This is a genomic window from Bacillus sp. Medicinal_06 (genome assembly GCF_056711665.1).
On record NZ_JBWYHD010000026.1, the window covers coordinates 1 to 17,450 of the forward strand.

A 17,450-nucleotide genomic window follows, 5' to 3' on the forward strand; every position below is an offset into this window, starting at 1 on the left:
CAAAACCAGATGGGGATAACAACGGAGATAACCCAACAAAACCAGATGGGGATAACAACGGAGATAACCCAACAAAACCAGATGGGGATAACAACGGAGATAACCCAACAAAACCAGATGGGGATAATAACGGAGATAACCCAACAAAACCAGATGGGGGTAACAACGGAGATAACCCAACAAAACCAGATGGAGACAACAACGGAGGTAATCCAACAGCGCCAACAACTTCTACTGGTGATAATCAAACTGGTTCAGAAAGAAGTGGAGATACAAAAGTAAGTGAAGATAAAGAAACAAACAAAGTAGAACGCGATCTTCCAAAAACGGGAGCAGATGTCTTCTCTACAATTGGCGCGGGACTTGCGTTTATCGGAGCAGGTGTGTTTATGCTCTTTAGAAGAAAAAAAGCAAATCGATAAAGTGAAACTTCCATCAATCGAGGCAAAGTAAAAGAGGATTACCGGTACCGGTAATCCTCTTTATTTATATCTAATTTAAGAAACTGTAACAGTTTTTTCTTTCTTCCATGAAAGTCCAAATCCTGTAAATCCAACGATAATTGTAACGATTGGACACGCTAAGCAGAAGATTGCGTATGGAACGTAATCGATTGTTGGAACGCTTAGTACGTTTGCTAAGAAGACGCCACTTACGCCCCATGGTACAAGCGGATTAATAACTGTACCAGCATCTTCTAGTACACGTGATAAATTACGACGTTTTAAACCAACTTCATCGTATTTGTTGGCGAATGCTTGTCCTGTTAATACGATTGATAAGTACTGCTCACCAAGCAAGAAATTAACGCCAATTGCTGTTGACGCAGTAGAAACAATTAAACGTGTACTTGTTTTAACAAAGTTAGAAATGATGTTCATAAGCTGTGCAATAATGCCCATTCCTTGTAGTAACCCACCCATACAAAGAGCAAGGAAAATAAGTGCAATAGACATCATCATACTTTGTAGGCCACCACGTGATAATAAGCTATCAATATCTTTTATACCTGTCTTAGATACATAACCATCTTGCATAATTTTCATTAAATCAGCAAGTGAAGTACTTGGCTTGAAAATAAAGAGGATGATAATGCCAGCTACAATGCCAGCAAGTAAAGTTGGGACAGCTGGTACCTTTTTAAAAGCAAATAAGAACAGTAATAAAATCGGAATCAGAGTGACAATCGAGATTGTTGCATTCTTTTCTAATGTACTTGTAAAAGTAGTGAAATCAACATCTCCTGTAGATCCGCTTCCTAAAATGAAAAACGCAATAAAGGCAATAATGAAAGCGGGAATCGTCGTCCAAAGCATGTTACGAATATGTTCAAATAAATCCACCCCTGTTACAGCAGGCGCTAAGTTTGTTGTATCAGATAAAGGCGACATTTTATCACCGAAGAAAGCTCCGGAAATAATGGCTCCAGCAATTAGCGCTGGATCGTATCCAAGAGCAGTGCCCATTCCCATAAAGGCAAGCCCTACTGTTGCTGCTGTTGTAAAGGCACTACCGATACTTGTTCCAACAATCGCACAAACAACAAATACTGTCGGAATGAAAATTTTAGGTGATACAAGCTCGAAACCGTATACCATTAATGTTGGAATTGTCCCAGCGGCAATCCAAACACTAATTAATACACCGACAAGTAAGAAAATAAAAATGGATGGAATACCAGCTGAAATACTACTTATCATTCCTTTTTCCATATCAGACCAAGAGATTTTTTTAATAAAGCCAAAAGCTAACAATACAATAATGCCGAATAAAATTGGGATATGTGGTGATGTTTCTAATTGAATAACGCTAAAGCCAATGCAGAAAAAGATGAAAAATGTTAAAAGAATAGATTCGATTTTTGAAACCATTGTTTGCCCCTCCTAATAATCTAAAATAGTTCTTTTTTATATAAAATTCGCCAATATTGTGTATTTCCTTCTAAAATTTAGAATTTTGTGACAAATTACCGGTAATTGTTTAGCATCATAAAAAAACGTCCCTGCATATAAATATGCAGGGACGAAAAAATCGCGGTACCACCCTAGCTTGTGAAATGAATGTAGCACAAAATAAAGGGTCGTATCATATGCACCAACAGAAAATAAAAAACGCCCCTGCAATACATGCAGGGGCGAAAAAATCGCGGTACCACCCTAAATTGTGAAACAGTTTCATTTCACCACTCTGTAGAAATAACGGTCCATAACCGTCTTTCACTACTCCAAACGTTTCGTAAAAGAAGCTCCAGGGGGTAATTCATAATTCGCTCTGTACTGGTTTGCACCGACCACCAGCTCTCTGAAATCAGGAAACGAAATACTACTAAATCCTATCATCGCCGATTCATATGATGTTAGTTAAATTTTTATCACATATTTAGTTCTTATGTCAATATGTATGTGTATTATTTTTTCTGAAGAAAATAATGGGAGAATATTTTTTTAATTTCTAATTTGTGCGTTATAATGAAAATAGAAAGGAGGGGAGTGAATGAAGAAAAAATTATTTCTTTTTACAACCTTACTTATTTTAGGTGGTAGTGCTGGAATTTATACAGCATTTGCAGCATCGCCAGATCAAACGAAACAAAAGAGTGTACAAAAGGCAGAAACAAAGGAATTGGAGAAAGTCAAAGAGGAAAAGCATAGAGAGAACACAGCTGCTAAATTAGGGGTTTCTCTTGAAGGGAAAACAGAAAAAGAGATTCGCAAAGATTTAGATAAGGCTAGATTTGAGAAGCGGCATGAATTGTTAATAGAACACGCAAAACAACTTGGAATTGATACTGAAGGAAAAAAAGATGAAGAGATTATTTTGGAAATCGGAAAGATTCAACATGGCAAATAAAACGACTTATCTTATGATAAGTCGTTCTTTTTTAAGAACGTAATTACTTAAAAAAATTGACATCAATTTATTTTTAATGTTAACTATATTTATATAAAAGTTAACATTAGGGGTGACAATTGTGACTGTTAGTCGTAATACAAGTGAAAAGAAAGCTTATACATATGAAGAATTAGCCGAAAAAAACAAAGCGTATGTATGGCATCCATTTACACAAATGAAAGATTATTTAGCTGAAGATCCCGTTATCATTGAACGAGGAGAAGGTCGTAAATTATATGACGTAAATGGAAATGGTTATTGGGATGGTGTTTCATCAATTTGGCTTAATGTTCATGGACATCAAGTGCCAGAATTGGATGATGCAATTCGTAAACAGTTAAATAAGGTTGCACATTCTACTATGTTAGGGCTTGCCAATGTACCATCGATTTTACTTGCAGAAAAGGTCATTGAAGTTGTTCCAGAAGGCTTGAAAAAAGTATTTTATTCAGATTCTGGTTCTACAGCTGTTGAAATTGCAATCAAGATGGCTTTTCAATATTGGCAGCATAAAGGGAAACCTAAAAAGCAAAAGTTTATTACATTAAAAGAAGCATATCATGGAGATACAATTGGGGCTGTTTCAGTAGGAGCAATTGACTTGTTTCACCAAGTGTATAGTTCGCTCTTATTTGACGCGATAAAAATGCCATATCCATATACATATCGTTCTCCTTATGGGGATGACAAAGAAAAAATTGTTCAAAAACATTTGGACGAAATGGAAGAGTTATTAAAAGAAAAACACGATGAAATTGCAGCGATTATTGTAGAACCGTTAATGCAAGGTGCAGGCGGTATGATTACAATGCCGAAAGGGTATTTAAAAGGCCTTCGTAATTTATGTACAACTTACAATATTTTATTTATTACAGATGAGGTGGCAACGGGATTTGGGCGTACTGGAAAAATGTTTGCTTGTGAACATGAAAATGTTACACCGGATATTTTAACAGCTGGAAAAGGCTTAACAGGTGGGTATTTACCAGTAGCTATTACTGTGACAACAGATGAAATTTATGATGCTTTTTTAGGTGACTATGAAGAACAGAAAACATTTTTCCATGGTCATAGTTATACTGGCAATCCATTAGGTTGCGCAGTAGCGATTGCTAATTTAGAACTGTATGAAAAAACAAATCTAGTAAAAGATGTTGCACATAAAGCCGAATATGTAGGAAAACAATTGGAAGCACTTTATGAATACAAGCATGTTGGTGATATTCGTCAGTGCGGATTGATGGTAGGCATTGAACTTGTGAAAAATAAAGAAACGAAAGAGCCATTTGATTGGACAGAGCGAGTAGGCGTGGAAGTTTGTAAAAGGTCAAGAGAGCTAGGAATGATTATACGTCCACTTGGTAACACGATTGTATTTATGCCACCGTTAGCATCTCGGATAGATGAGATTGACGAAATGCTACGCATTTTATATCAAGCAATTGCAGATGTTACGGAGGTAGAATAATGAGCGGCTTTTTTATAACTGCAACCGATACAGAAGTTGGAAAAACAGTTGTTACAGGTGCGTTAGCAGGAGTGCTTAGAAATCGTGGATATAATATAGGTGTGTATAAACCATTGCAAAGTGGTCATGTCGATTCGAATCCAGAAGGTGATGCAGCTAGATTGAAAGTTGCATCAGGAGTAACGACAGAGACGAATAAAATTTGTCCTTATTCTATTGAAGAACCTCTTGCGCCAAGATTGGCAATGCAGCGAGCAGGAAGAACTGTGAAGCTAGCACAAATTACAGCTCATTATAGTGAGTTAATGGTAGAGTTTGATAGTTTGTTGGTAGAAGGTGCCGGTGGTCTTGCTGTTCCATATACAGAAGACGCATTAGTGGTTGATTTTGCAAAGAAATTGAAATTACCACTTATTATTGTCGCGCGTCCGGCGCTAGGTACTGTTAATCATACCGTTTTAACGATCTCTTATGCGAGAGAACATGGCTTAACAGTTGCTGGTGTTATTTTATCGGGCTGTAAAGAATGTGAGAAAGAGCGTGTACAAGAAAATAAAGAAATGATTGAGGAGTTAAGTGGTGTGCCTGTTTTAGGTTTACTACCGGAACTTCAAGAAGGATTTACACGTGAGGAACTATTAAGAGCAGCAGAAGAGAATATTATGATTTCCAATTTAGAGGAGTTTGTTAAACATGGATCAAACGTGGACTCTACACTTTCACTCTAGTTTAAATCGTCTGAAGGAGAAAGCACAATACCGACATGTAGTAGTAACTGGGCAAGCTGAAGAGCCGTGGTTGATTAGGAATGGAAAACGTATGTTGAATTTAGCTTCGAATAACTATCTCGGTTTGGCAGGAGATAAACGGTTAAAAGAAGCGTCTATTGAAGCGACAAAACAATATGGAGCAGGAGCTACGGCGTCACGGCTTGTGGTAGGAAATTACTCACTATATGAAGAGATCGAACAGAGTGTTTGTGATTGGAAAGAAACTGAAAAAGCAATCATTGTAAACAGTGGATATTCGGCAAATGTAGGTGCAATCTCTTCTTTAGTAGGGCGTCATGACATTGTTTTTAGCGATAAGTTAAATCATGCCAGCATAGTCGATGGAATTATGCTTAGTGGTGCGGATCATAAAAGATATCGACATAATGATTTGGAACATTTGGAAACATTACTGCGAACGGCGCCTATTGCAAAGAGAAAGTTGATCGTTACAGATACGGTTTTCAGCATGGATGGAGATGTTGCTCATTTAAAAGAGTTGATTATGCTGAAAGAAAAATATGGAGCGTTATTGATGATTGATGAAGCGCATGCAGGCGGAATATATGGCAGGCATGGTGCAGGTTTAGCTCACATCGAACAAGGAATTTCTCAGAAAATTGACATTCATATGGGAACGTTTAGTAAAGCGTTAGGATGTTATGGAGCTTATTTAGCAGGTGATGCAATTTGCATGGATTATATGAAAAATACGATGAGAAGCTTCATTTTCACAACAGCATTACCACCAGGGACGCTTGGTGCAATGAAACGTGCAATTGAAATTGTGAAGGAAGATGCGGGAAGACGACAGCGACTTTTAGAAAATGGAACGTATTTCCGTAATACTTTAGAGGAAGCGGGTTTTCATATTGGCGATAGTTCAACGCATATTGTTCCAGTTATTACAAAATCAAATGAAGTGGTGATGCGTTTTAGCGAAAAGTTGCAGGAAGCAGGAATTGCTGCCATTGCTATCAGACCACCAACGGTTCCGCATAATAGTTCACGAATTCGATTTGCAGTTACGTCTGAACATACAAATACTGACTTGCAATGGGCTACTAGGCAGATTATTCGCATTGGGAAAGAAGAGGGGGTCTTGAGATGAAACAGCCCGAGCTTATTTTTATTCCCGGATGGGGAATGGAAAAACGAGTATGGGATTCATTACTTCCATATTTTCAAGAATATTCTGTTCGTTATGTTGAATGGCGTGGTGTAAAAGAACTTACTGATTTTGCAGGGCTTGTAGAAGAAGCAGCACAAGGGCAGGATGTAATTTTGATTGGGTGGTCACTTGGTGCATTAGCTGCTCTGCAAGTATGTAACAGAGTGCAGACAAGAGGAATGATTTTACTAGGTGGTACAGCAAAATTCACAGTGGATGAAGAGTATGAGAATGGATGGAAACTTCCTTTTGTAGAGCGGATGAAAAGAAGTTTGTTGAAACGAAAGGAAGATACATTGAAGCGCTTCTATAAAAGTATGTTTACAAAACAAGAGATAAAAGATAGGGAACAATTTGAAGGTATTGTAGCGCATTTTCAAGGTGATTCTATAGAATCTTTACAGCTTGGGCTTGATTATTTAATAGAGATGGATATGAGAAGTCAGTTAAAGCAGGTAAAGACGCCGATGTTACTTCTTCATGGAGAACAGGATGCCATATGTCCACTATCTGCTGCTCGCTATATACAAGAAAATACGAAGGGGACGCTTAAAGTAATAAGTGGGGCTGGGCATGCGCTTTGTGTAACTAATGTTGAATATTGCGCACATGAAATGATTCAGTTTGTAGAGGGGATACAAAATGATCAACAAAACGTTATTACAAAAACGATTTAATGGGGCAGCTGTATCCTATGATCAATATGCAAGTGTACAAAAAAAGATGGCGCAACAGTTGCTTTTTATAATGAAAAAACATTATCACAACATGTCGTCCATCCGTATTTTAGAGCTCGGATGTGGCACAGGTTATTTGACTGAGCAATTAGCCGTTTCTTTTCCAAATGCAGAAATTATAGCAATTGATTTTGCTGAAAGTATGATTGCTGTTGCGAAAACGAGAAATCACGTAGAATCTGTGACATTTAGATGTGAAGATATCGAACACCTTACATTAAGTGAGTCATTTGATGTCATTATCTCAAGCGCAACATTTCAATGGCTAAACGATTTGCAAACAACGCTGAAAAACTTATACCGTTATTTGTTTGAAGGTGGTTTATTGTTATTTTCAACATTTGGGGAGCAAACGTTTCAAGAACTTCATACAGCATTTCAGAGTGCTAAAGAAGAAAAAAATATACAAAGTAGTTCATCTGTTGGACAACGTTTTTTAACGAGAGAACAGTTGCAAGATGTATGTGAAAGTATAACAGGGGATGTTCATGTTTCTGAAACATGTTACATAGAGAAATTTGCTACAGTTCGTGGATTCCTACAATCAATTCGAAAAGTGGGAGCGACAAATAGCAATGTAGAATCTTACTGTCAAAGTCCTTCTATCTTTCGAACCATGCTTCGCATATACGAAAGAGATTTCACGGAAGAAGGAAAAATTGTAACAACATACCATGCTTTATTTGCGTATATTGAAAAAGAGGGGAAGAGAAGAAATGAAACAAATACAAACAAAAACAGATTGGAAGAAAATTGCATCTGAAGTAGTAGGGGGCAGAAGTATAACGAAAGAAGAAGCTGTAGCAATTTTAGAAGCTGACGATACAGAAGTATTGGAAATTATGAACGCAGCTTATATCATTCGTCATCATTACTTTGGTAAAAAAGTGAAATTAAATATGATTATTAATACGAAATCTGGATTATGTCCAGAAGATTGTGGGTATTGCTCACAGTCTATCGTTTCAGAAGCACCAATCGATAAGTATGCATGGTTAACACAAGAAAAGATTGTAGAGGGAGCTCACGAAGCAATTCGCCGTAAAGCGGGTACATACTGCATTGTTGCATCTGGCCGTCGTCCAACGGATAAAGAAGTAAATCATGTTATTGGTGCAGTAAAAGAAATTCGAGAAACAACGGATTTAAAAATTTGCTGTTGCTTAGGGTTTTTAAATGAAGATCAAGCAGGACGCTTAGCAGAAGCAGGTGTTCATCGTTATAACCATAATTTAAACACACATGCAAATAATTACGATAGCATTTGTTCAACACATACGTATGACGATCGCGTAGATACAGTAGAAAAAGCAAAACAAGCGGGAATTTCTCCTTGTTCTGGTGCGATTTTCGGTATGGGAGAAACGAAAGAGCAGCAAGTTGAAATTGCGCTTGAATTAAAACGTATAGATGCTGATTCTATTCCATGTAACTTTCTTGTAGCTGTAAAAGGGACACCGCTTGAAGGGCAGAAAGAATTAACACCAGTGGAGTGTTTAAAAGTACTAGCGATGATGCGCTTTGTGAATCCATCAAAAGAAATCCGTATTTCTGGTGGTCGCGAAATTAATTTACGCTCTGTACAGCCAATTGGCTTATTTGCAGCAAATTCGATCTTCGTTGGTGACTATTTAACAACAGAAGGACAAGAGCCAACAGCTGACTGGGGTATGATTGAAGATTTAGGATTTGAAATAGAAGAATGTGCGCTGTAAAGATTGAAAAGAAAGCTCCTTTTGGTGCTTTCTTTTTTTGTAAACAAAATGTAATGAAATACCTTCAAGCCTTTAAAGTAGTAGCTTTTAGTAAAAAAATAAATTGTGTGGACGAATTTTCCACCCAGTAATTGTACATAGTAAAAGTGTAATTTATCTTGGGTGGAGGATCTAACATGCACAAATATATACTAGCTATTATGACTTTTTTAATTTTAGTAAAGGCAATTAGTGCTGATCCAGTTAAGGCAGCTGAGAATCCAGAACAGAAAGAAATGCAACAAAGAATTGAACAACATTTTCGAACAAAAGCTGAACATTTTGGGATTGAGACAGAGGGAAAAGACTTAAAGGAAGTGCGGAAAGAGCTTCATATTGTAGAGGAAGAAAAGAAACGGGAAAATGTGTGGAGAACCGCTCAAAATCTTCGTATTAAAACAGAAGGAAAAACGATGGAGGAATTGATAAAAGATGTAAGAAAAAAAGTGAGGAAATAAAAAAAGAGGCCGAAGCCTCTTTTTTATGCCCATTGTTTTGATAAATGAGCCATTTCAATCGCAGCCACTGCTGATTCATAGCCTTTGTTACCAGCTTTTGTACCTGCACGTTCAATGGCTTGTTCAATTGTTTCAGTCGTTAATACGCCGAAAATAACTGGGATGTCTGTTTGTAGTGATAAAGAAGCAACACCCTTTGCAACTTCATTACAAACGTAATCATAATGAGTTGTAGCACCGCGAATGACTGTTCCAAGTGTAATGACAGCATCGTATTTGCCGCTACTTGCCATTTTTTTTGCGATTAATGGAATTTCAAATGCACCTGGAACCCATGCGACATCAATATCGTTTTCTTCTACACCATGGCGCTTTAAACCGTCTAGTGCACCACCTAATAGTTTGCTTGTAATAAATTCATTAAAACGTCCAACAACAACTCCAACTTTTAATCCTGTACCAACTAAATGACCTTCGAATACCATATTTTATCTCTCCCTTTATATATTATAAACTTAGTAAGTGACCTAATTTTTCTAATTTTGTTTGTAAATATGCTTTATTTTCTTCTTTTGTTGGCATTTGCAACGGTACGCGTTCGACAACTTCTAAATCATAACCTTGCAAGCCTGCAATTTTTCTCGGATTATTCGTTAATAAGCGCAATTGCTGTAATCCTAAATCTTTTAAGATTTGGGCACCAATGCCATAATCGCGAAGATCTGCTGGAAAGCCTAACTTTTCATTTGCTTCCACAGTATCGAATCCTTCTTCTTGTAACTTGTATGCACGAAGTTTATTAAGCAGTCCAATGCCGCGGCCTTCCTGCCTCATATAAAGAAGAATACCTTTTCCTTCCCGCTCAATTTGAGCGAGGGCAGCATGAAGCTGTGGACCACAGTCACAGCGGCATGAACCGAAAACATCGCCAGTTAAGCATTCAGAATGCACACGAACGAGAACAGGATCGCCAGTAGAAATGTCTCCTTTTACGAGAGCGATATGTTCTTTTTGATCAAGCGAATTGGAATAACCGATTGCATGAAATGTACCAAAATCTGTCGGTAATGTAATTTCAACTTCCCTTGTTACGAGCGTTTCGTGATGGCGACGATAAGCGATTAAATCTTCAATCGTAATCATTTTTATATCAAATTGTTCTGCCACTTGTACTAAATCAGGAACACGTGCCATCGTGCCGTCTTCTTTTATAATTTCACAAATGACCCCTGCTGGTTCCGCGCCACATAATTTTGCTAAATCAACCGCTGCTTCCGTATGGCCAGCGCGGCGTAGAACGCCGCCTTCTTTCGCGATTAAAGGAAAGATATGACCTGGGCGGTTAAAATCTGTGCCTTTTGATGCTGGATTTAATAACTCGCGTACAGTTGTCGCACGCTCGTAAGCGCTAATACCTGTTGTTGTAGAAATGTGGTCGATACTTACTGTGAACGCCGTATGATGGGAATCTGTATTATGAGAAACCATAGGTTCTAGCTGTAAGCGGTCTGCATATTGCTCTGTAATCGGTACACAAACAAGACCACGGCCATGTGTAATCATAAAATTAATTGTTTCAGGTGTAATGTTCTCTGCTAAAGCGATGAAATCTCCTTCGTTTTCACGGCTTTCATCATCACATACGATAATGACTTTTCCTTGTTTTAAATCTTCTAGTGCTTCTTCAATACGATGAAACATTGTGCTTCCCCCTTATAGAAATCCGTTTTCTTGTAAAAAGCTTTCTGTAACTGAACTGCTCTGTTTCTTGGGATTTGAAATAAAGCGCTCAATATATTTTCCAACCATGTCACATTCAATGTTTACGATGTCTCCAGCTACTTTTTCACCGATAATAGATTCGCTTACAGTGTGCGGAATAAGTGAAATGGTAATGGAAGATTCATCTATATCAAATATCGTTAAGCTTGTTCCATCAATAGCTACTGATCCTTTGTGTAAACAATAACGGAGCAAATTATTTGGAATTTCAATTTTGTAATATATTGCATTATAGTGCTGTTTTTTACTTACAATGGTTCCAATTCCATCAATATGTCCTGTGACGAAATGTCCACCAAAGCGCCCATTTGCAGCCATTGCCCGTTCTAGATTTACTTTAGAACGGGTCCCAAGCATACGTAGTGATGTTGCTCGCATCGTTTCAGGCATGGCATCAACAGTAAACGAAGACGCTGTAAAAGAAGTGACGGTTAAGCAGATGCCATTTACAGCAATACTGTCTCCTAGTTTTACGTCTGATAAAATTGTATTTGCTGTGATTGTCAGCTTCATTGCTTCTCCGCTTTGCCTTATATTCGAAACAGTTCCAAGCTCTTCTACAATTCCTGTAAACATGCAGGCACCTCATTTCGCACTGTAGCGACGATTTTTATATCATCGCCAATTTGTTTCATCTCTTGAATTTGTAAGGAAAGTGCATCTTGTAGTTTGCTAAAGCCGGTGCCACCAAACATAGTTGGGGCATCTTTTCCACCGATTAATTTAGGGCTTATATAAGTTACAATTTCATTAAAACACTTTGTTTCTAAAAAGCTCGCGTGCACTGATTGTCCTCCTTCAACAAAGAGAGAAAGAATTTGTTTCTCACCGAGAAGGAGGAGAAACTCGCGTATTTCAATTTGGCTCGTCTTCATTTGAAATATGGATATCCCTTGAGATTCATATATTGCTATTTTTTCTTCATTTACATTTTTTCCAACAATAATCCATGTTGGTGCTATCCCGTCAGTAATAACATGAGAGGACAACGGCGTTCGTAAATGTGTATCTAAAATAATTCGAATCGGATGTTTACCCCCGTTTGGAAGACGTGTTGTTAAAGAGGGATTATCAGTTATAACAGTATTCACTCCTACAAGGATGGCATCGTGCGTACGACGATATTGATGCACATCTTGGCGAGCAACTTCACCTGTAATCCATTTGCTTTCTCCAGTAGTAGTAGCTATTTTTCCATCTAAACTCATCGCTGTTTTTATTGTTACAAACGGTAGTTTTGTTTTCATATAGTGGAAAAAGTATCGGTTTAATCGGATTGCTTCTTCTTCAAGAACACCGGTAGTTACGCTAATACCAGCTTTTTGTAAACGTTTTGCACCGTTACCTGAAACGAGCGGATTGCAATCGAGTGTAGCGATTACTACATGCTTCACTTCTTTTTCAATGAGTAGATCACAGCATGGTGGAGTTTTTCCGAAATGGCTACATGGTTCTAGTGTTACGTATACAGTGGATCCTTTTGCTTTTTCGCCAGCCATACGAAGCGCATGGACTTCAGCATGCTCCTCACCTGCGCGTAGATGCGCTCCTATTCCTACGATGTTTCCATCCTTTACAACAACAGCACCGACCATTGGATTTGGACTTGTTTGCCCTGTAGTACTTTGTGCTAACTGTAAGGCAATCCTCATATATTCTTGATCAGTCATTCTTTTCACCTCTCCTAAGAAAAATCAAAAAACCCCCAAGGATAATAGTATCCTTGGGGGTTGGGAGACGTGATTTCTAGAAATATAGTTCGAATACGAAAGTATAGGAAAGAAACCTAACGATGATTGATATTTTTGCACGAGAAAAAACCTAGCAAACTATCAATTTTTTATACGCTAGTCGTATCTTTTTATTTCAGCATAGAAAAATAGGTATATGAAAGAAAACATATACACTGATTCAAAACGAATCAGTAAAAATGTGTACGCCAAAATAAAAGTGTATTCGCTATATAAGCACTAGAAAACATATCCTTCTCCCATCCAGACTATACTGTCGGCCCTAGAATCTCACTAGATCCACCGTTTCAAAGCTTAGAAACGGGTCACGGACTTAGAAGTGTGCACTTCATCACCGCCGGTTGGGAATTTCACCCGACCCCGAAGGATGTTGTTTGCTCACATTATAGCACAAAAAAGAAAAAAGGATAGTAAAAAATATTCGAATGTGAAGAATTGTATGAAAATGAAGGGTGAAATAAAGTTTGTTATACTATATAAAAAGAAAAACTAATCGACACTTTTCTTTTTTGCAGGAGAGAGCGTCCGATTATGGATAGAGGCGGTCGATGCTTTTTTCGTCCCATGCCGAAAATGAGTAGAGGTCTGTTTTGGTTTTCATAGTCGCAGCTTATAGGTTGGAGAATTAAAATGAATATATAGTATGGGAAAGATTTCAGTACATACCATAAATGAGGTGGAGATATGAAATATATTGCAGTAGGAATCGGTGGTATTGTTGGGACTTTAGCACGGTATGGATTAGAGCAATGGATTGGTACTCCTTCAGTTGACTCTTTTCCGCTAGCAACATGGCTGGCGAATATGAGTGGTAGTTTTTTCTTAGCGTTTTTAACGATGTATGTATTTCGTATGAAACATGTTTCACAAATGATAATGAATAGCGTTGGAACAGGAATGATCGGCTCTTTTACTACTTTCTCAACATTCAGTATAGAGACATTGGAACTAATGCAACATGAAGCATTCTTTATGGCGTTTTATTATGTAAGTACGAGTATAGTTGGAGGATTGCTCTTATCTTTATTTGGATTTTACCTTGGAAATGCATTATATGAAAAAAGTATGAAGAAAGAAGGAGCACGATGAATGTTTTGCTTGTAGGAATTGGTGGTTTTTTCGGAGCTATTGCTAGATTTTCTATTAGTAGTGCAATGAAAGAAAAGTATGGAAGTTTATTTCCATATGGAACATTATTTGTAAATGTAGTAGGCTCATTCTTATTGGGTCTATTGTACGGAGTTTATATAAATCGTACGTGGTTATTATTATGTGGAACAGGGTTTATGGGGGCATTTACGACCTTTTCAACATGTAAGCTTGAAATTATTCAATTGATACATAAGCGTGAGGGACAAAAGGCGCTATTATATGTCGTAATGAGTTATATGCTAGGCATTTTTTCTGCACTGATAGGTTTTTATATAGGACATTTATAAGAAGCATGCACAAATCATTTGTGCGTGCTTCTCATATTATTATTATTCTTTTGGTGCTCGAACGATAGATTCGAATTTTCCCTTATGCGAAGCATCGCAATAAGGCATGTTTTTTGATAACCCACAGCGACATAAAGAAAATGCAGGTTTTGCCGGGAAAGCATTCCCTTGTGAGTCGATTAGTTCCACATCCCCTGTAATGCGAAACGAACCATTATCATTCACTTTAATTTGTACTTTAGCCAACAGTATCCCTCCTTCCAAAACGCTTATGTTCATCATATAATTACAGGAAGCGCTTGACAATAAAAACAGTACTTTGTATGTAGAAGAAGAGAGTGTTATAATAACGTTTATAGTTGACATATAGTAAGGTGACGAAACATGAATAAACAATTACGTACACTGCAAAATATTGCAAATGAGCGCACGTGGGCATCTTTTTTAAATGATAATCATCCATATAGTTTACTGCATTGGTCAATTGCTGGTGTAGGACAAGAACCAAAAGATGTGTGGCTTCTTCAAGACGAAGTTACATTTCAAACGACAGAATTTCAAACGCTTGATGAAGCGGTAAAATGGATTTCTGAAAATATGGAACAAGTTACAGACGTGCTAGCGCAATAACGTGAAAAAACAGGCTTATGCAAGCCTGTTTTTTGTTTCTTTCACATATGTTTTTAAGAATTGATCCACGGCAGCTTCATACTCTTGCTTGTTTTCATTATAAGAGCAAGCGTGTGCACCATGTTCTGCAATAAAGAGCTGTTTATTGTTTTCTTTCGCTTCATAAAGAGCTTTTGTCATATCACATAAAATATAATCATCGTCTTTGCTATGAATAAATAGGACTGGATTATTTATGTTTTTTACACAATCGATTGGAGAAACTTCGCGTATTGTATAACCGTCCCTTACCTTTAAAAAGGCATTTGCTAATGGTAGTAGCGGCCATTTCGGTAAATGGAATTCGACTTTTAAGCGATGTTGTAGCTGACCATAAAAGTCAGAGAATGGGCAGTCCGCAATATAAAAATCAGCGCCGTCTTCTACCATTCCTGCATATTGAAGGAGTGTTGCAGCTCCCATTGATTCCCCGTGAATGCCAAGTGTAATATTTGTTCCAAAACGGTTCTTTAGCCAATCAACTACCGTCTTTAAATCATACTTTTCGTAATAGCCATAACTTGTCGTTTTACCACCTGTTTTACCATGGCGACGGTGATCATAAATAAATACGTTATATCCTCTGTTTAAAAATAAATTTGCATATTTGACAGAGTTTATTTTATTTACCGTTACACCGTGGCAAAAAATCATAAACTTATTAGAATTGCCTGCAGAAATGTAATAGCCGTGAATGTCATATTTAAATTGAGACGGAATACGAACCTCTTCTTTTGGAATGGCGTTAAAATCTTCTAAACGAAAATGCTTTTTTGTTTCACGCTCTAAAATTTCTTCTTCTGTTTTTTTCTTTAAGTACATTACTTTATTAGTAAAGAAAATACCGATGCCAATTAATGCTCCTATTATGGTTAGCAATGTTGTGAAAAGACGTTTCATACCTTACCTCATCCTCCAAATATCTCTACATATGATACACTTATATTGTATCATAATGATGTGAAAAGGGAGATAGTGGGACATGATTCAAATACAAAAAATTACAGTGGAAATGAAAGAAACAATTGAGCTGTTTATGCGTGAAAATTGGGGCAGCACGCTTATGGTTTCACGCGGAAGAGCACATCTGTTAGATCAATTACCGGGTTTTGTTGCAACCGAAGATAACAGAATAGCAGGGATTATTACATATGAAATAAAAGAAAATAATTGTGAGATTGTTTCATTAGATAGCTTTAAGGAGAAGAAGGGAATTGGAACGAAACTTGTAGAACGTGTAGTTGATATTGCAAAAAAACAATGTTGTAAAAAAATATGGCTGATTACAACAAATGATAATACGAATGCGCTTCGTTTCTATCAGAAACGTGGTTTTATGATAACCAATTTATACGTAGATGCAGTAAAGGAAGCGAGGAAGATAAAGCGAGAAATTCCGCTTATTGGATATGACAATATCGCAATTTTACATGAAATCCAACTAGAAAAAATGAATATATAAAATCAACTTTTATATATGTTGAAGAAGAAAAAGGTAATAAATATTTCCTGTAACAATTTTCAGAAATATAAAACAATAACCTTGACGAATGATCTACTTTGTTTTAGGTTTAAATTGTAAGCTATTACCATATTAAGGGGTGACGATGTGGCAACCATACGTGATGTTGCAAAATTGGCCGGTGTTTCAGTCGCAACCGTTTCACGAGTGATTAATGAAAAAGGGTATGTCCATGAGGATACAGTAAAACAAGTAAAACAGGCAATTGAAGAGTTGCAGTATAAACCGAATGCCGTAGCAAAGGCGTTATTTAAAAAATCTTCGACAATGATTGCCGTATTAGTATCAAATTTAGAAGATCCATCCTATATAACATTGCTTCGTTCGGTAGAAGAGGCTGCATATAAAGAGGGATATCAAATCGTTATTTGTAATATAGAAAATAAGAGTGGTTATATAGATATACTGATGCAAAATAATATTGCTGGTGTAATTATGACAAACGACATATATAAGCGTCTAGATAATCTTTCTATTCCATTTGTTGTACTTGATGAAGCGGGAGTGCTTTCTACGTATTATGACAGTGCTAAAAAGGCAGTTGTTTTGCTAAAAGAAAAAGGTTGTCATTTTCTTGCTTATATTGGGGAAGAGACAGAAGATGAGAAAATGGAAGAACATGTATCTGGATTTTTAGATGGAGTTTGGGAAGAAAGGCTTGCTTATCGAGAAGAAAAAATAGAAGGGCCTGAAGAAAAACAAATTATTGAATTATTACGAAAATATCCGTATGTTGACGGTGTTGTCACTTCTAGTGATGCTGTTGCAATTGCAGTCGTTCGTGCAGCAAGTTATCTTGGTATTCATATACCGGAGCATTTGCAAGTCGTTGGTTTTAAAGGAAGTTTACAAGGTGAATGGGTTACGCCATCTTTAACAACGATTGGAAGTCCCTTTGAAAAGAAAGGGGTGGTAGCTGTACAAAAGTTGGTAGGAAAAATAAAAAAGAAACAAGTAAACTTTGAAGAAGTACAGCAAGAAGAGTTTCTATTAATTGAACGAGAATCGACAAAGTAAAAGGTGCGTCCAAGTAAAAC

At 37.1% G+C, this 17,450-nt stretch carries 21 protein-coding genes, 1 riboswitch and 1 other annotated feature; of the genes, 14 read left to right on the forward strand and 7 right to left on the reverse strand.

Annotation, left to right across the window (positions count from 1 at the left end; genetic code table 11):
• Nucleotides 1-422, forward strand: a 422-nt coding sequence (locus tag AC1M36_RS27140) for an LPXTG cell wall anchor domain-containing protein (protein WP_479846455.1), incomplete at its 5' end; no start/stop codon positions are given.
• Between the two features lie 75 nt (nucleotides 423-497).
• On the opposite strand, the gene nhaC is transcribed toward AC1M36_RS27140, so the two are convergent.
• A complete protein-coding gene (nhaC, locus tag AC1M36_RS27145; protein ID WP_336454219.1) occupies nucleotides 498-1,871 on the reverse strand; it encodes a Na+/H+ antiporter NhaC in 1,374 nt (457 codons plus the stop codon).
• 256 nt (nucleotides 1,872-2,127) lie between these two features.
• Nucleotides 2,128-2,348, reverse strand: a binding site (T-box leader).
• Between the two features lie 145 nt (nucleotides 2,349-2,493).
• Here nhaC and AC1M36_RS27150 point away from each other — a divergent pair.
• The 8 genes from AC1M36_RS27150 to AC1M36_RS27185 all read left to right on the forward strand — a co-directional run bounded on the left by AC1M36_RS27150 (nucleotide 2,494) and on the right by AC1M36_RS27185 (nucleotide 9,250).
• Nucleotides 2,494-2,850 carry a hypothetical protein gene (locus tag AC1M36_RS27150; RefSeq protein ID WP_336454218.1) on the forward strand — a complete coding sequence of 119 codons (357 nt, stop codon included), beginning with the start codon at nucleotides 2,494-2,496 and terminating at the stop codon, nucleotides 2,848-2,850.
• Between the two features lie 121 nt (nucleotides 2,851-2,971).
• Nucleotides 2,972-4,360, forward strand: a complete 1,389-nt coding sequence (bioA, locus tag AC1M36_RS27155) for an adenosylmethionine--8-amino-7-oxononanoate transaminase (protein WP_336454217.1) — start codon at nucleotides 2,972-2,974, stop codon at nucleotides 4,358-4,360.
• Nucleotides 4,360-5,088: a dethiobiotin synthase gene (bioD, locus tag AC1M36_RS27160; protein WP_479846456.1), complete on the forward strand. Its 729-nt coding sequence runs from the start codon at nucleotides 4,360-4,362 to the stop codon at nucleotides 5,086-5,088. The genes bioA and bioD overlap by 1 nt, the downstream gene beginning before the upstream one ends.
• Entirely contained in the window at nucleotides 5,054-6,241 is a 1,188-nt protein-coding gene (gene bioF, locus AC1M36_RS27165) for an 8-amino-7-oxononanoate synthase (protein ID WP_479846457.1), read from the forward strand. Before bioD ends, bioF begins: the two co-directional genes overlap by 35 nt.
• The gene (locus AC1M36_RS27170) at nucleotides 6,238-6,978 is read left to right on the forward strand and encodes an alpha/beta fold hydrolase (RefSeq protein WP_336454214.1); all 741 of its coding nucleotides are present in this window, start codon (nucleotides 6,238-6,240) and stop codon (nucleotides 6,976-6,978) included. The genes bioF and AC1M36_RS27170 overlap by 4 nt, the downstream gene beginning before the upstream one ends.
• On the forward strand, nucleotides 6,944-7,801 hold the full coding sequence (gene bioC, locus AC1M36_RS27175; RefSeq protein ID WP_479846458.1) for a malonyl-ACP O-methyltransferase BioC: 858 nt from the start codon (nucleotides 6,944-6,946) through the stop codon (nucleotides 7,799-7,801). The genes AC1M36_RS27170 and bioC overlap by 35 nt, the downstream gene beginning before the upstream one ends.
• Entirely contained in the window at nucleotides 7,755-8,753 is a 999-nt protein-coding gene (gene bioB / locus AC1M36_RS27180) for a biotin synthase BioB (RefSeq protein ID WP_479846459.1), read from the forward strand. Before bioC ends, bioB begins: the two co-directional genes overlap by 47 nt.
• A gap of 176 nt (nucleotides 8,754-8,929) precedes the next feature.
• On the forward strand, nucleotides 8,930-9,250 hold the full coding sequence (locus AC1M36_RS27185; protein ID WP_336454211.1) for a hypothetical protein: 321 nt from the start codon (nucleotides 8,930-8,932) through the stop codon (nucleotides 9,248-9,250).
• Between the two features lie 23 nt (nucleotides 9,251-9,273).
• On the opposite strand, the gene ribH is transcribed toward AC1M36_RS27185, so the two are convergent.
• Genes ribH through ribD form a run of 4 tightly spaced genes read right to left on the reverse strand, consistent with a single transcriptional unit; the run spans nucleotide 9,274 to nucleotide 12,702 of the window.
• Nucleotides 9,274-9,735: a 6,7-dimethyl-8-ribityllumazine synthase gene (gene ribH / locus AC1M36_RS27190; protein ID WP_000230897.1), complete on the reverse strand. Its 462-nt coding sequence runs from the start codon at nucleotides 9,733-9,735 to the stop codon at nucleotides 9,274-9,276.
• Nucleotides 9,736-9,757: 22 nt separating this feature from the next.
• Nucleotides 9,758-10,951: a bifunctional 3,4-dihydroxy-2-butanone-4-phosphate synthase/GTP cyclohydrolase II gene (locus tag AC1M36_RS27195; protein WP_336454210.1), complete on the reverse strand. Its 1,194-nt coding sequence runs from the start codon at nucleotides 10,949-10,951 to the stop codon at nucleotides 9,758-9,760.
• A gap of 12 nt (nucleotides 10,952-10,963) precedes the next feature.
• A complete protein-coding gene (gene ribE / locus AC1M36_RS27200; protein ID WP_336454209.1) occupies nucleotides 10,964-11,608 on the reverse strand; it encodes a riboflavin synthase in 645 nt (214 codons plus the stop codon).
• On the reverse strand, nucleotides 11,590-12,702 hold the full coding sequence (gene ribD, locus AC1M36_RS27205) for a bifunctional diaminohydroxyphosphoribosylaminopyrimidine deaminase/5-amino-6-(5-phosphoribosylamino)uracil reductase RibD (protein WP_336454208.1): 1,113 nt from the start codon (nucleotides 12,700-12,702) through the stop codon (nucleotides 11,590-11,592). The genes ribE and ribD overlap by 19 nt, the downstream gene beginning before the upstream one ends.
• A 308-nt stretch (nucleotides 12,703-13,010) precedes the next feature.
• Nucleotides 13,011-13,155, reverse strand: a riboswitch (FMN riboswitch).
• A 312-nt stretch (nucleotides 13,156-13,467) separates the two neighbouring features.
• Between ribD and AC1M36_RS27210 the strand changes: the two genes are divergently transcribed.
• Nucleotides 13,468-13,872, forward strand: a complete 405-nt coding sequence (locus AC1M36_RS27210; RefSeq protein WP_336454207.1) for a fluoride efflux transporter FluC — start codon at nucleotides 13,468-13,470, stop codon at nucleotides 13,870-13,872.
• Entirely contained in the window at nucleotides 13,869-14,222 is a 354-nt protein-coding gene (gene crcB / locus AC1M36_RS27215) for a fluoride efflux transporter CrcB (protein ID WP_336454206.1), read from the forward strand. Before AC1M36_RS27210 ends, crcB begins: the two co-directional genes overlap by 4 nt.
• 42 nt (nucleotides 14,223-14,264) lie before the next feature.
• Here crcB and AC1M36_RS27220 read toward each other — a convergent pair whose 3' ends face one another.
• Nucleotides 14,265-14,504, reverse strand: a complete 240-nt coding sequence (locus tag AC1M36_RS27220) for a CDGSH iron-sulfur domain-containing protein (protein ID WP_479846460.1) — start codon at nucleotides 14,502-14,504, stop codon at nucleotides 14,265-14,267.
• Nucleotides 14,505-14,606: 102 nt separating this feature from the next.
• Here AC1M36_RS27220 and AC1M36_RS27225 point away from each other — a divergent pair, with 102 nt between their 5' ends.
• The gene (locus AC1M36_RS27225; RefSeq protein ID WP_174099124.1) at nucleotides 14,607-14,852 is read left to right on the forward strand and encodes a DUF2552 family protein; all 246 of its coding nucleotides are present in this window, start codon (nucleotides 14,607-14,609) and stop codon (nucleotides 14,850-14,852) included.
• A gap of 15 nt (nucleotides 14,853-14,867) precedes the next feature.
• Here AC1M36_RS27225 and AC1M36_RS27230 read toward each other — a convergent pair whose 3' ends face one another.
• Complete coding sequence (locus AC1M36_RS27230) at nucleotides 14,868-15,791, reverse strand: alpha/beta hydrolase (protein WP_336454204.1); 924 nt, start codon at nucleotides 15,789-15,791, stop codon at nucleotides 14,868-14,870.
• A gap of 82 nt (nucleotides 15,792-15,873) precedes the next feature.
• Between AC1M36_RS27230 and AC1M36_RS27235 the strand changes: the two genes are divergently transcribed.
• Nucleotides 15,874-16,353: a GNAT family N-acetyltransferase gene (locus AC1M36_RS27235; protein ID WP_336454203.1), complete on the forward strand. Its 480-nt coding sequence runs from the start codon at nucleotides 15,874-15,876 to the stop codon at nucleotides 16,351-16,353.
• Nucleotides 16,354-16,500: 147 nt separating this feature from the next.
• Nucleotides 16,501-17,430, forward strand: a complete 930-nt coding sequence (locus tag AC1M36_RS27240; protein WP_336454202.1) for a LacI family DNA-binding transcriptional regulator — start codon at nucleotides 16,501-16,503, stop codon at nucleotides 17,428-17,430.
• Nucleotides 17,431-17,450 lie beyond the last annotated feature (20 nt).

Excerpts from the sequence above, each read along its gene's own strand:
- nhaC (WP_336454219.1), bottom strand. The coding sequence starts at position 1,871 with ATGGTTTCAAAAATCGAATCTATTCTTTTAACATTTTTCATCTTTTTC.
- AC1M36_RS27150 (WP_336454218.1), top strand. The coding sequence starts at position 2,494 with ATGAAGAAAAAATTATTTCTTTTTACAACCTTACTTATTTTAGGTGGT.
- bioD (WP_479846456.1), top strand. The coding sequence starts at position 4,360 with ATGAGCGGCTTTTTTATAACTGCAACCGATACAGAAGTTGGAAAAACA.
- bioF (WP_479846457.1), top strand. The coding sequence starts at position 5,054 with ATGGATCAAACGTGGACTCTACACTTTCACTCTAGTTTAAATCGTCTG.
- AC1M36_RS27170 (WP_336454214.1), top strand. The coding sequence starts at position 6,238 with ATGAAACAGCCCGAGCTTATTTTTATTCCCGGATGGGGAATGGAAAAA.
- bioC (WP_479846458.1), top strand. The coding sequence starts at position 6,944 with ATGATCAACAAAACGTTATTACAAAAACGATTTAATGGGGCAGCTGTA.
- bioB (WP_479846459.1), top strand. The coding sequence starts at position 7,755 with ATGAAACAAATACAAACAAAAACAGATTGGAAGAAAATTGCATCTGAA.
- AC1M36_RS27185 (WP_336454211.1), top strand. The coding sequence starts at position 8,930 with ATGCACAAATATATACTAGCTATTATGACTTTTTTAATTTTAGTAAAG.
- ribH (WP_000230897.1), bottom strand. The coding sequence starts at position 9,735 with ATGGTATTCGAAGGTCATTTAGTTGGTACAGGATTAAAAGTTGGAGTT.
- AC1M36_RS27195 (WP_336454210.1), bottom strand. The coding sequence starts at position 10,951 with ATGTTTCATCGTATTGAAGAAGCACTAGAAGATTTAAAACAAGGAAAA.
- ribE (WP_336454209.1), bottom strand. The coding sequence starts at position 11,608 with ATGTTTACAGGAATTGTAGAAGAGCTTGGAACTGTTTCGAATATAAGG.
- ribD (WP_336454208.1), bottom strand. The coding sequence starts at position 12,702 with ATGACTGATCAAGAATATATGAGGATTGCCTTACAGTTAGCACAAAGT.
- AC1M36_RS27210 (WP_336454207.1), top strand. The coding sequence starts at position 13,468 with ATGAAATATATTGCAGTAGGAATCGGTGGTATTGTTGGGACTTTAGCA.
- crcB (WP_336454206.1), top strand. The coding sequence starts at position 13,869 with ATGAATGTTTTGCTTGTAGGAATTGGTGGTTTTTTCGGAGCTATTGCT.
- AC1M36_RS27220 (WP_479846460.1), bottom strand. The coding sequence starts at position 14,504 with ATGATGAACATAAGCGTTTTGGAAGGAGGGATACTGTTGGCTAAAGTA.
- AC1M36_RS27225 (WP_174099124.1), top strand. The coding sequence starts at position 14,607 with ATGAATAAACAATTACGTACACTGCAAAATATTGCAAATGAGCGCACG.
- AC1M36_RS27230 (WP_336454204.1), bottom strand. The coding sequence starts at position 15,791 with ATGAAACGTCTTTTCACAACATTGCTAACCATAATAGGAGCATTAATT.
- AC1M36_RS27235 (WP_336454203.1), top strand. The coding sequence starts at position 15,874 with ATGATTCAAATACAAAAAATTACAGTGGAAATGAAAGAAACAATTGAG.